The following is a 13,115-nucleotide window of genomic DNA, read 5'->3' on the forward strand; positions in this document are numbered from 1 at the left end:
AAATGTCTGCTTGTGTGGGTGAGGGGGCTCAGGCGTCGAGCAGCAGGGTGCTGCCTTCGACGCCGCGGATGGTGTGCGGGCCGGCCTGCGGGGTGGCGCTGCCGGCGTAGCGGGCCTGCCAGCTGGCGCCGCGGTAGCGCACGGTGGCCTGTCCGCCGGGCTGCCAGGCGTCCACCTGGACCTGCTGGCCGATGTCCAGCAGCACGTCGGGGTTGTGGCCGGCGGGCGCCAGGGGTTCATGGCTGCGCTGGGCCAGCTGGCGCCGGTGCCACAGCGTGACGGCCAGGCCGCCCACCAGCGCGGACGTGATCATCTGCCCCACGCTGCCGAGCCCGGCATGGGCCGAAAGGGCTGCGCAAGCGGTGCCGACTGCCAGCATCAGGAGGTAGAACGTGCCGGTGTACAGCTCCGTGGCCACCAGGATGCCGGTGGCGATCCACCACCACGTTGATGCTTGGAATCCCATCTCGCCTCCATTTATTTCATGATGTGAACTGAGTGTATCGCCCGGCTTTTGCCGGCTTGCCGTTCTGTTTGTGCGACAAAGCGAAATTGGACCTTGCACGGGCTGCTGCTAGCCCTACACTTCGCGCCTTTGATTTTTTGCCCGTGTGCCCGGAGGGCCCTGACATGCTGCGTTTTCGCTTCCCGATTGTGATCATCGACGAGGACTACCGTTCCGAGAACACCTCGGGTCTGGGCATCCGCGCCCTGGCTGATGCCATCCAGAAGGAAGGCTTCGAGGTGCTGGGCGTGACCAGCTACGGTGACCTCTCGCAGTTCGCCCAGCAGCAGAGCCGGGCCAGCGCCTTCATCCTGTCGATCGACGACGAGGAGTTCACCCCCGGTCCCGAGCTGGACCCGGCGGTGCTGAACCTGCGCAAGTTCATCGAGGAGATCCGCTTCAAGAATGCGGACATCCCCATCTACGTCTACGGCGAGACCCGCACCTCGCAGCATCTGCCCAACGATGTCCTGCGCGAGCTCCACGGCTTCATCCACATGTTCGAGGACACGCCGGAGTTCGTGGCCCGCCACATCATCCGCGAGGCCAAGAGCTACCTCGACGGCCTGGCGCCCCCGTTCTTCAAGGCGCTGATGGACTACGCGCAGGACGGCTCCTACTCCTGGCACTGCCCGGGGCACTCGGGCGGCGTGGCCTTCCTGAAGAGCCCGGTCGGCCAGATGTTCCACCAGTTCTTCGGCGAGAACATGCTGCGCGCCGACGTCTGCAATGCCGTGGAGGAGCTGGGCCAGCTGCTGGACCACACCGGTCCGGTGGCGGAGTCCGAGAAGAACGCCGCCCGCATCTTCAATGCGGACCACTGCTTCTTCGTCACCAACGGCACGTCGACCTCCAACAAGATGGTCTGGCACCACACGGTGGCGCCGGGCGATGTGGTGGTCGTGGACCGCAACTGCCACAAGAGCATCCTGCACAGCATCATCATGACGGGCGCCGTGCCCGTCTTCATGACGCCCACGCGCAACCACTACGGCATCATCGGCCCCATCCCGGAGAGCGAGTTCGCGCCGGAGAACATCCGCAAGAAGATCGCCAAGAACCCGCTGCTCAAGGGCGTGGATGCCAAGAAGGTCAAGCCGCGCATCATGACGCTGACGCAGAGCACCTACGACGGCGTGCTCTACAACACCGAGACGATCAAGGCCAAGCTGGATGGCTGGATCGACACCCTGCATTTCGACGAGGCCTGGCTGCCCCATGCGGCCTTCCACACGTTCTATGGCTCCTACCACGCCATGGGCAAGAACCGCGCGCGCCCGAAAGAGGCCATGGTCTATGCCACGCAGTCCACGCACAAGCTGCTGGCCGGCATCAGCCAGGCCTCCCAGGTGCTCGTGCAGGACGCGCAGAACGTCAAGCTGGACAAGCACCTGTTCAACGAGGCGTACCTGATGCACACCTCGACGAGCCCGCAGTACTCGATCATTGCCAGCTGCGATGTCGCGGCCGCCATGATGGACGCCCCGGGCGGCCCGGCCCTGGTGGAGGAGAGCATCGCCGAGGCGCTGGACTTCCGCCGTGCCATGCGCAAGGTCGAGGCCGACTACGGCGCCGACTGGTGGTTCAAGGTCTGGGGTCCGGACAAGCTCGTCGACGAGGGCATCGGCAAGCCCGCGGACTGGATGCTCAAGGCCAACCAGAAGTGGCACGGCTTTGGCAACCTGGCGTCCGGCTTCAACATGCTGGACCCGATCAAGTCCACGGTGATCACGCCGGGGCTGGACATGAGCGGCAAGTTCGCCAAGACCGGCATTCCGGCCAGCATCGTCACGAAGTTCCTCGCCGAGCACGGCGTGGTGGTGGAGAAGACGGGCCTGTACTCCTTCTTCATCCTGTTCACCATCGGCATCACCAAGGGCCGCTGGAACACGCTGCTGACCGCGCTGCAGCAGTTCAAGGACGACTACGACCGCAATGCGCCGCTGTGGCGCATCATGCCGGAGTTCTGTGCTGCCCATCCGCGCTACGAGCGCATGGGCCTGCGCGACCTCTGCCAGAGCATCCACGAGGCCTATGCCCGCGGGGACATCGCCCGCCTGACGACGGAGGTCTACCTCTCGGACCTGGAGCCGGCCATGAAGCCGAGCGACGCCTACGCGCACATTGCGCACCGTCGCACGGAGCGGGTGGCGATCGATGATCTCGAGGGGCGCGTGACCACGTCGCTGCTGACCCCGTACCCGCCGGGCATTCCGCTGCTGATCCCGGGCGAGCGCTTCAACAAGAAGATCGTGGACTACCTCAAGTTCACCCGCGAGTTCAACGTGAAGTTCCCTGGTTTCGCGACCGACGTGCACGGCCTGGTGGCAGAGAAGGACGAGAACGGCAAGACGCACTACTACGTCGACTGCGTGAAGAACTGACCACCCCCTACGCGCTTCGCAGGCCTTGCAGGCCGCGCCAGGCCAGAGGCCTGGCCCTTCGGTAGGCACAAACGCCAAGGCGTTTGTGTCCGATCTCAGCCCCCTCAAGGGGGCAAGCCCGTGGGCTCGGCGAAGCCGAATCCTCGGGCTTCGTGCCTGAAAAACAAAACGGGACTTGATGGTCCCGTTTTGTTTTGTGGCGGTGGAACTCGATGCGTTGATGGCCCGGCATCGACTTCGATGCAGTTGTCAGGTTGGCCCCGAAGCGCGTGCCTTGAAAAACAAAACGGGACCCGAAGTCGGGTCCCGTTTTGTTTCCCCAGCGAAGCCCGGGGATCCGGCTCTGCCGGGCCCTCGGGCTTGCCCCCTTGAGGGCGCGCGCGAAGCGCGTAGGGGGTGGGTCACTCCCCCGACAGGGCCACGTGGCTAAAGCCGCCGTCCACGTAGATCACTTCCGAGCTGATGCCGGCCGCGAGGTCGGAGAAGAGGAAGGCGGCGGTGTTGCCGACGTCCTCGATCGTCACGTTGCGGCGGATCGGGGTGGTGGCGGCGAACTGGGTCAGGAGCTTGCCGAAGTCCTTGATGCCGGAGGCGGCCAGGGTCTTGATGGGGCCGGCGGAGATGCCGTTGACGCGCACGTTGCGATCGCCCAGGGCATAGGCCAGGTAGCGCACGCTGGACTCCAGCGAGGCCTTGGCGAGACCCATGGTGTTGTAGTTCGGCACGTAGCGGTCGGCGCCCAGGTAAGACAGCGTCAGCAGCGATGCGCCCGAGCGCAGGCGCGGGGCGGCAGCCTTGGCCATGGCCGGGAAGCTGTAGGCCGAGATGTCATGGGCGATGCGGAAATTCTCGCGGGTCAGGCCGTCGAGGAAGTTGCCGGCAATGGCCTCACGCGGGGCGAAGCCGATGGAGTGCACGAAGCCGTCGAATTCCGGCCAGACCTCGCCCAGCTGCGTGAAGAGGCCCTCGATCTGCTCGTCGCTGGAGACGTCACATTCAAAGATCAGCGTGGAGTCGAACTCGGCGGCGAACTCGGTGATGCGGTCCTTGAATCGCTCGCCGACATAGCTGAAGGCGAGCTCGGCGCCTTCGCGATGGCAGGCCTTGGCAATGCCATAGGCAATCGACCGGTTGGAAAGAACGCCCGTGATCAGCAGGCGCTTGCCGGCGAGAAATCCCATGTCTGCTCCTTGGTATCAATGTTCAAATCAGCGCGGGATTCTCGCACGCCCAGATTTGCGGGCAAGCCGGGTTCTTGCGGGCATGGGCCTTGCATAGTACAATCCTGGCTTCGCTGAATAAGTGAAGCATGTACGAAAGCATTTGGCTTTTGCTATGCAGAGAGGCGCTCGAGCTTGCTTCGGGGTCATTGATGCGGGCAAGGTGAAGTGCGCTGAGTGTGGGCGGATTCTTCCAGCCCATTTTTTTTGCTTGATCTGGCGATGGAACTTCTGTTCTGAATTCTTGTTTGATTGATGGTCAGCCTGGTGTCTTGGGCGGGCCATTGGTCGAGCGACCGCTTGAGTGCTCTGCGGTGCGGGAAGCCCGCGCTGGCCTGGTGAAAACCGAGTCGGCGTGCCCGTGCGGCAGAGCTTCAGGCGCTTTTGATCCCTGTTTTTCTCCTCGAGAGACCTGAGCACACGACGAACGCATGACGAATTGGCAAGCTGCTGTAGAAAAAACCGTGACCGGTCTGGGTTACGAGCTGGTGGACTGCGAGCGCAGTGCCGGCGGCCTGCTGCGCGTTTACATCGACAAGCTGCCTGAGCAGGCGCTGGCCGGTGAAGTGATCACGGTGGATGACTGCGAGCGCGTGACGCGCCAGCTGCAGTACGTGCTCGAGGTGGAAGGGGCGGACTATGCCCGGCTTGAGGTGTCCTCGCCGGGGGTGGACCGCCCGCTCAACAAGCTCGCTGACTACCAGCGTTTTGCCGGCATGCAGGTGGAGATCACCCTGCGCGAGGCCTTCCAGGGTCGCAAGAAGTACCGCGGTGAGCTCTCGGCCGAAGGCGAGGGCTGGCGCGTGGTCTTCAACGACGGCAAGGGCGACCAGGCCCTGGACTTCGCCCTCGACGAGGTGCGCAGTGCCAAGCTGGTGCCGGACATCGTATTCAAGGGGCGCAATGCCGCCCCCAAGGGCGCTGCCACTCCCGGGCAGGCCGCAGCAATGAAGGCCAAGGCCGCGAAACCTGCGAAGAAAAAGCAGAGCAACGCCAAGGCCCGGCAGTCTGTGGAGACTGCTGATCAGGATGACAAGGTTGACGGAGGTCTCGATCAATGAACCGCGAACTGTTGATGCTGGTGGACGCCATCTCCCGCGAGAAGAGCGTGGAGCGCGATGTGGTGTTTGGTGCCGTGGAAGCGGCGCTGGCTTCGGCCACCAAGAAGTTGTATGGCGGCGAGGTCGACATCCGTGTGGCCATCGACCGTGACTCCGGCGAGTACGAGACCTTCCGCCGCTGGCATGTCGTGCCCAACGAGGCCGGTCTGCAGAACGCCGACGCCGAGATCCTGCTCTTCGAAGCCCAGGAGCAGATCGCCGACATCGAGATCGATGACCACATCGAGGAACCCGTCGAGTCCGTGCCCATCGGCCGCATCGGCGCGCAGGCCGCCAAGCAGGTCATCCTGCAGAAGATCCGCGACGCTGAGCGCGAGCAGCTGCTGAACGACTTCCTCTCGCGTGGCGAGAAGATCTTCATCGGCACCGTCAAGCGTCTGGACAAGGGCGACATCATTGCCGAGTCCGGCCGTGTGGAAGCCCGCCTGCGCCGCAACGAGATGATCCCCAAGGAAAACCTGCGCACCGGCGACCGCGTGCGTGCCGTGATCCTCGGCGTGGACCCCACCCAGCGTGGCCCGCAGATCATGCTGTCGCGCTCGAGCGGCGAGTTCATGAAGGAACTGTTCGCCCAGGAAGTGCCCGAGATCGAGCAGGGCCTGCTGGAGATCAAGAGCTGCGCCCGTGACGCCGGCTCGCGCGCCAAGATCGCCGTGCTGTCGCACGACAAGCGCGTCGACCCGATCGGCACCTGCGTCGGCGTGCGTGGCTCGCGCGTCAATGGCGTGACCAACGAGCTCGCCGGCGAGCGCGTGGACATCGTGCTGTGGTCGGAAGACCCCGCCCAGTTCGTGATCGGCGCCCTGGCGCCGGCCAACGTTCAGTCCATCGTGGTGGATGAAGAGCGCCACGCCATGGATGTGGTCGTGGACGAGGAGAACCTGGCCATCGCGATCGGTCGCGGCGGTCAGAACGTGCGCCTGGCTTCCGAGCTGACGGGCTGGCGCATCAATATCATGACGGCCGAGGAATCGGCCGCCAAGCAAGCTCAGGAGTCGGAAACGGTCCGCAAGCTCTTCGTCGACAAGCTCGACGTGGATCTTGAAGTGGCCGAGATCCTGATCGCCGAAGGGTTCACCAGCCTGGAAGAAGTGGCCTATGTGCCCATGCAGGAAATGCTGGAGATCGAGGCCTTCGACGAGGACACGGTCAACGAGTTGCGCACCCGAGCCAAGGATGCGCTGCTGACCATGGAAATTGCCCGCGAGGAAAAGGTCGAGGAAGTGTCCCAAGATCTGCGCGATCTGGAAGGCATGACGCCGGACCTGATCGCCAAGCTCGCTGACGGCAACATCCATACCCGCGACGACCTGGCCGACCTGGCCGTCGATGAACTCGTTGAACTGGCCGGCATGGGCGAGGCGGAAGCCCGCGCCATGATCATGAAGGCCCGCGAACACTGGTTCAACGCCTGATCCGCAGGCACGCAACCATTCGCACAGAGATTACCCAGAAGGATTCCCACATGGCCGTGACCACCGTCGCCCAGTTTGCTGCAGAGCTGAACAGGCCTGCCAGCACGCTGCTTGAGCAGCTTCAAGCTGCCGGCGTCAAGAAGGCGTCTGCCGAAGATGCGCTCAACGAAGCCGACAAGGAGCGGCTGCTGGACTACCTGCGCACCGCGCACGGCACCAGCAGCGCCGAACGTAAGAAGATCACGCTGACCCGCAAGTCCACCAGCGAGATCAAGCAGGCCGATGCCAGCGGCAAGGCCCGCACCATCCAGGTCGAGGTGCGCAAGAAGCGCGTGTTCGTCAAGCGTGACGACGCCTCCGGCGTGGACGAGTCCAATCTGCAGGCCGAGCAGGAAGCCGAGCTGCAGCGCCGCGAGGAAGAAGCCCGCGCCCAGGCCGACGCCCTGCGCAAGCAGGAAGAGGAGCTGGCGGCCCGCATGCGTGAGCGTGAGGAGACCGAGCGCCGCGCCCGCGAAGCCGAAGAGCAGCGCCGCCGCGACGAAGAGGCCCGCGTGGCCGCCGAGGCGCAAGCCAAGGCCGCTGCCGAAGCCGCCGCCAAGGCTGCTGCCGAGGCCGCCGCCAAGGCCGCCGCCGAAGCTGCCGCCAAGGCCGCCGCTGAAGGCAAGCCGGCCCCGGCCGCTGCTGCACCGGCACCGGCACCGGCTCCTGCGCCCGCTCCCGTGGCCGCGCCCGCCGCACCGGTGGCTGCCGCGCCCGTCGAGCCGCCCAAGCCTCAGCTGCGTGTCGTGAAGGCCGGCGACAGCGCCGCCGACGAGAAGCAGCGCCAGGCCGACCTCGAGCGCCGCCGCAAGGCCGCCGAGGCCGAGGCTGCCGCCATCCGCGCGATGATGAATGCACCCAAGAAGGTGCTGGTCGCGAAGAAGGAAGAGCCCAAGCCTGTCGAGCCCGCGAAGGAAATCAAGGGCACCATCCACAAGAAGGTCGGCGCTCCGGGCGCCGCGCCTGCCGGTGCCACCGCCGGTGCCGGCGCCAAGCCGGGCGACAAGAAGTCCGTCAAGAGCGAGAAGCTGTCGTCCAGCTGGGCCGATGACGCCGCCAAGAAGCGCGGCCTCAAGACCCGCGGTGACACCGCACCCGCCGGCGCCTCGCGCAGCCCGGGCTGGCGCGCGCCCAAGGGTGGCGCAGGCCGCCGTGGCGACCGCAACGACCGTGGCGGTCATGGCAACTTCTCGGCGCCGTCGGAACCCGTGGTGCAAGAGGTCCACATCCCCGAGACCATCTCGGTGGCGGACCTGGCCCACAAGATGTCCATCAAGGCCTCCGAGGTCATCAAGAAGCTGATGCTGCTGGGCCAGATGGTCACCATCAACCAGCAGCTGGACCAGGAAACGGCCATGATCGTGGTCGAGGAAATGGGCCACAAGGCGTTTGCCGCCAAGCTGGACGATCCGGATGCCTTCCTGGAAGAAGAGGGCGCCGACGCCGACAAGGAACACGAGCTGCTGCCGCGCGCGCCGGTCGTGACCGTCATGGGTCACGTCGACCACGGCAAGACCTCGCTGCTGGACTACATCCGCCGTGCCCGCGTGGCCGCGGGCGAAGCCGGCGGCATCACGCAGCACATCGGCGCCTACCACGTCGACACGCCGCGCGGCATGATCAGCTTCCTGGACACCCCGGGTCACGAGGCCTTCACGGCCATGCGTGCCCGCGGTGCCAAGGCGACCGACATAGTCATCCTGGTCGTTGCGGCCGATGACGGCGTCATGCCGCAGACCAAGGAAGCCATCCACCATGCCAAGGCGGCCGGCGTGCCCCTGGTCGTGGCGATCAACAAGATCGACAAGCCCGGTGCCAACCTGGACCGCGTGAAGAGCGAGCTGGTGGCCGAGGAAGTGGTGCCGGAAGAGTTCGGCGGCGATTCCCCGTTCGTGCCCGTGTCCGCCAAGACCGGCGAGGGCGTCGATGCCCTGCTGGAACAGGTGCTGCTGCAGGCCGAAGTGCTGGAGCTGACGGCGCCCGTGGCCTCCATGGCCAAGGGTCTCGTGATCGAAGCCAAGCTGGACAAGGGCCGCGGCCCCGTGGCCACGGTGCTGGTGCAGAGCGGCACGCTCAAGCGCGGCGACGTGGTGCTGGCCGGTTCGACCTACGGCCGTGTGCGCGCCATGCTGGACGAGGACGGCAAGCCGTCCCAGGAAGCCGGTCCGTCCATCCCCGTGGAAATCCAGGGCCTGACCGAAGTGCCGCAGGCCGGTGACGAGTTCATGGTGCTGGCCGACGAGCGCCGCGCCCGTGAAGTGGCCACCTTCCGCCAAGGCAAGTACCGCGACGTCAAGCTGGCCAAGCAGCAGGCCGCCAAGCTGGAGAACATGTTCTCCGACATGGCTGCCGGCGATGTCCAGACCCTGCCGCTGATCATCAAGGCCGACGTGCAAGGCTCGCAGGAAGCCCTGGCGGCCTCGCTGCTCAAGCTGTCGACCGACGAGGTCAAGGTGCAGATCGTGCACGCCGCCGTGGGTGGCATCAGCGAGTCCGACGTCAACCTGGCGATCGCCTCCAAGGCCATCATCATCGGCTTCAACACCCGTGCTGACGCGGGTGCCCGCAAGCTGGCCGAGCACAACGGCGTCGACCTGCGCTACTACAACATCATCTACGACGCCGTGGATGAGGTGAAGGCAGCGATGGGCGGCATGCTGGCGCCGGAGCAGAAGGAAGAAGCGCTCGGTACCGCCGAGATCCGCATGGTCTTCGTGGCCTCCAAGATCGGCACGGTGGCCGGCTCCATGGTCACGTCCGGCCTGGTGCGCCGCAACGCCAAGTTCCGCCTGCTGCGCGACAACATCGTCATCTACACGGGCGAGGTCGAATCCGTCCGCCGCGAGAAGGACGACGTCAAGGAAGTCAAGGAAGGCTTCGAGTGCGGTATCAAGCTCAAGAACTACAGCGACATCGCTGAGGGCGATCAGCTCGAGTTCTTTGAAATCAAGGAAGTGGCGCGTACGCTGTAACAAGGCAAGCGGGCCTCGGCCGACAAACCCCGCCTCAGCAATGCGGCGGGGTTTGTGCTTGAAAGGAATCCACCATGCGACACAAGCGTTCCATTCCCAACCGCGGCTTCCGGGTGGCCGACCAGATCCAGCGCGATCTCTCCGAGCTCATCCGTGAGCTCAAGGATCCCCGCGTCGGCATGGCCACGGTCAATGCCGTCGAGGTGACGCCGGACTACGCCCACGCCAAGGTCTTCTTCTCGGTGCTGGTCGGTGATCCGGAAGCGTCGGCGGAGGCCCTGAACGAGGCTGCCGGCTTCCTGCGCAACGGCCTGTTCAAGCGCCTGCAGATCCACACCGTCCCGACCCTGCATTTCCATTACGACCGCAGCATCGAGCGCGCGGCCGAGATGAGCAGCCTGATCGCCAAGGCCAATGCCACCCGCGTGAAGGACGAAGACGACGACCGCGAGGACTGAGCCGCGCGCCGACTCGCCATCCCGAAGAAGAGACTCTTGAGCAGTTCCACCGACTTCGCCCCCGAGCAGGCGCCCGCAGCGCCGGCCCGTGCCCCGCGCCAGCGCATCCAGCGCCGGCCGGTGCACGGCGTGCTCCTGCTGGACAAGCCCCTGGGCCTGTCCAGCAACGATGCATTGCAGAAGGCGAAGTGGCTGCTGCGTGCCGAGAAGGCGGGCCATACCGGCACGCTGGACCCGCTCGCGACCGGCCTGCTGCCGCTGTGCTTCGGTGCGGGCACCAAGTTCAGCCAGGTCAGCCTCGACGCCGACAAGGCCTACGAGGCCGTGCTGCAGCTGGGCGTGAAGACCAGCACCGGCGACGCCGAGGGCGAGGTGCTGGAGCGCCGCCCGGTGGCGGTCACCCGCGAGCAGATCGAGGCCGCCTGCGCGGCCTTCACGGGCGAGATCGACCAGGTCCCGCCCATGCACTCGGCGCTCAAGCACGAGGGCAAGGCGCTCTACGACTACGCACGGCAGGGCATCACCATCGAGCGCCCGGCCCGCCGCGTCACCATTCATCGCATCGACATCCTGGATTGGCAGGATGGCGAGGCACAACAACTTCGCATTGCCGTGCGCTGCACCAAGGGGACGTACATCCGGACCCTGGGTGAGGACATCGGCGAGCGGCTGGGCTGTGGCGCGCACTTGAGCGCGCTGCGGCGCACCGGCAGTGGTCCGCTGCGCGTCGAGGATGCCATCACCCTGGACGCCCTGGCGGCCATGAGTGAGGACGAGCGACTGGCGCTCCTGCGCCCGCCGGACAGCCTGCTGCAGGACTGGCCCGCTCTCCGGCTGGATGCCGGCGAGGCCGGGCGATTCCTCTCCGGGCTGCGGCGTCGCGTTGCCGCCGCGGATGCCGGGCAGGTCAGGGTCTACGGACCCGAACCTCAAGCATTCCTGGGCAGCGCACATGTGAAGGCCGGCGAGCTGATCGCCGATCGGCTGCTGAGTCCGCAGGAGGTGCAGTCCCTCCTGGCCGGGCCCGGCGCCTGATCCGGCTGACCTCCCGGCCACACCGGCCCAACGACTGCCACGCGGCGGCACTTCGGTACCGCGCCGCAAGACGATTACCTAGCGAGCATTTATGAGCACCCAAATCCGCAACATCGCCATCATTGCCCACGTTGACCATGGCAAGACCACCATGGTGGACCAGCTGCTGCGTCAGAGCGGCACCTTTGCCGACCACGAGAAGGTCGTCGACACCGTCATGGACAGCAATGCCATCGAACGCGAGCGCGGCATCACCATCCTGGCGAAGAACTGCGCCGTGTCCTGGGAAGGCACGCACATCAACATCGTGGACACCCCGGGCCACGCGGACTTCGGCGGCGAAGTGGAGCGCGCCCTGTCCATGGTGGACGGCGTGGTGCTGCTGATCGACGCGCAGGAAGGCCCGATGCCCCAGACCCGCTTCGTGACCAAGAAGGCCCTGGCCCTCGGCCTGCGCCCCATCGTGGTCGTGAACAAGGTGGACAAGCCCGGTGCCAAGCCGGATGCCGTCATCAACGCCGCCTTCGACCTGTTCGACAAGCTGGGCGCCACCGACGAGCAGCTGGACTTCCCCGTGGTCTACGCCTCGGGCATCAACGGCTGGACCTCGCTGGAAGAGGGCGAGCCCGGCGCGCAGTGGGGCCCCGACATGTCGGCCCTGTTCAACACCATCCTGAAGCACGTGCCGGCGCAGAAGGGTGACCCCAACGCCCCGCTGCAGCTGCAGATCTCGGCGCTGGACTTCTCGACCTTCGTCGGCCGCATCGGCGTGGGCCGCATCAGCCAGGGCACCATCAAGCCCGGCATGAACGTGGCCGTGATGGAAGGCCCGGATGGCAAGACCATCACCGGCCGCATCAACCAGGTGCTGACCTTCCAGGGTCTGGACCGCGTGCAGGTCACCGAGGCCGGCCCGGGCAACATCGTGCTGGTCAACGGCATCGACGAAGTGGGCATCGGCGTGACGGTCACCGACCCGGTGAACCCCCAGCCGCTGCCCATGCTGAAGGTCGACGAGCCGACCCTCACGATGAACTTCTGCGTCAACACCAGCCCGCTGGCCGGCCGTGAAGGCAAGTTCGTGACCAGCCGCCAGCTGTGGGACCGCCTGCAGAAGGAACTGCAGCACAACGTGGCCCTGCGCGTGAAGGAAACCGACGAGGACGGCATCTTCGAGGTCTGCGGCCGGGGCGAACTGCACCTGACCATCCTGCTGGAAAACATGCGCCGTGAAGGCTATGAGCTGGCCGTGTCCAAGCCCCGCGTGATGTTCAAGGACATCGACGGCGTGAAGTCCGAGCCGATGGAGCTGGTGACGGCCGACGTGGAAGAAATCCACCAGGGCGGCGTCATGCAGGCGCTGGGCCTGCGCAAGGGCGACCTCGTCAACATGGAGCCGGACGGCCACGGCCGCGTGCGCCTCGAGTACCGCATCCCGGCTCGCGGCCTGATCGGCTTCTCGAACGAGTTCATGAACCTGACGCGCGGCTCGGGCCTGATCTCCTCCATCTTCGACGGCTACGAGCCCCACAAGGGCGAGATCGGCGGTCGCAAGAACGGCGTGCTGATCTCGATGGACGCCGGTGAGATCTTCACCTACGCCCTGGGCAAGCTCGATGACCGCGGCCGCATGTTCGTGAAGGCCAACGATCCGGTCTACGAAGGCATGATCGTCGGCATCCACAACCGCGAGAACGATCTGGTCGTCAACGCCACCCGCACCAAGCAGCTGACCAACTTCCGCGTCAGCGGCAAGGAAGACGCCATCAAGATCACGCCGCCGATCGACCTCACGCTCGAGTACGGCGTGGACTTCATCGACGACGACGAGCTGGTCGAGATCACGCCCAAGAGCGTGCGTCTGCGCAAGCGCTATCTGGTCGAGCACGAGCGCAAGCGCATGTCGCGCGAATCCGCAGCCTGAGGGCTGCGGCTTCCCGCGCCATGCGTTGCGCTTTGCGCGGGA

8 protein-coding genes and 1 pseudogene are annotated in these 13,115 nt (G+C 65.8%); 7 read left to right on the forward strand and 2 right to left on the reverse strand.

The window, feature by feature from the left end; genetic code table 11:
- Positions 1-28: 28 nt before the first annotated feature.
- A complete protein-coding gene (locus QRD43_RS15550) occupies positions 29-466 on the reverse strand; it encodes an NfeD family protein (RefSeq protein ID WP_285983414.1) in 438 nt (145 codons plus the stop codon).
- Between the two features lie 164 nt (positions 467-630).
- Here QRD43_RS15550 and QRD43_RS15555 point away from each other — a divergent pair, with 164 nt between their 5' ends.
- Positions 631-2,889 (forward strand): arginine/lysine/ornithine decarboxylase, encoded by a 2,259-nt coding sequence (locus QRD43_RS15555; RefSeq protein ID WP_285983415.1) that lies wholly within the window; start codon positions 631-633, stop codon positions 2,887-2,889.
- Between the two features lie 401 nt (positions 2,890-3,290).
- On the opposite strand, the gene fabI is transcribed toward QRD43_RS15555, so the two are convergent.
- Positions 3,291-4,070 carry an enoyl-ACP reductase FabI gene (gene fabI / locus QRD43_RS15560; RefSeq protein ID WP_285983416.1) on the reverse strand — a complete coding sequence of 260 codons (780 nt, stop codon included), beginning with the start codon at positions 4,068-4,070 and terminating at the stop codon, positions 3,291-3,293.
- A 470-nt stretch (positions 4,071-4,540) separates the two neighbouring features.
- On the opposite strand from fabI, the pseudogene rimP reads away from it, so the two are divergent.
- The 6 genes and pseudogenes from rimP to typA all read left to right on the forward strand — a co-directional run.
- Positions 4,541-5,023, forward strand: a pseudogene (gene rimP / locus QRD43_RS15565) (ribosome maturation factor RimP); the annotation flags it as partial.
- Positions 5,024-5,166: 143 nt separating this feature from the next.
- Positions 5,167-6,645 (forward strand): transcription termination factor NusA, encoded by a 1,479-nt coding sequence (gene nusA, locus QRD43_RS15570; protein ID WP_285983417.1) that lies wholly within the window; start codon positions 5,167-5,169, stop codon positions 6,643-6,645.
- Between the two features lie 50 nt (positions 6,646-6,695).
- Complete coding sequence (infB, locus tag QRD43_RS15575) at positions 6,696-9,656, forward strand: translation initiation factor IF-2 (RefSeq protein WP_285983418.1); 2,961 nt, start codon at positions 6,696-6,698, stop codon at positions 9,654-9,656.
- Positions 9,657-9,730: 74 nt separating this feature from the next.
- Positions 9,731-10,114 (forward strand): 30S ribosome-binding factor RbfA, encoded by a 384-nt coding sequence (rbfA, locus tag QRD43_RS15580; protein ID WP_285983419.1) that lies wholly within the window; start codon positions 9,731-9,733, stop codon positions 10,112-10,114.
- Positions 10,115-10,150: 36 nt separating this feature from the next.
- A complete protein-coding gene (gene truB, locus QRD43_RS15585; protein ID WP_285983420.1) occupies positions 10,151-11,149 on the forward strand; it encodes a tRNA pseudouridine(55) synthase TruB in 999 nt (332 codons plus the stop codon).
- A gap of 91 nt (positions 11,150-11,240) precedes the next feature.
- Positions 11,241-13,073 carry a translational GTPase TypA gene (typA, locus tag QRD43_RS15590; protein ID WP_285983421.1) on the forward strand — a complete coding sequence of 611 codons (1,833 nt, stop codon included), beginning with the start codon at positions 11,241-11,243 and terminating at the stop codon, positions 13,071-13,073.
- Positions 13,074-13,115: the final 42 nt, after the last annotated feature.

Origin of the sequence: Roseateles subflavus (genome assembly GCF_030285365.1) — a bacterium.
GTDB lineage: Bacteria > Pseudomonadota > Gammaproteobacteria > Burkholderiales > Burkholderiaceae_C > Roseateles_B > Roseateles_B subflavus.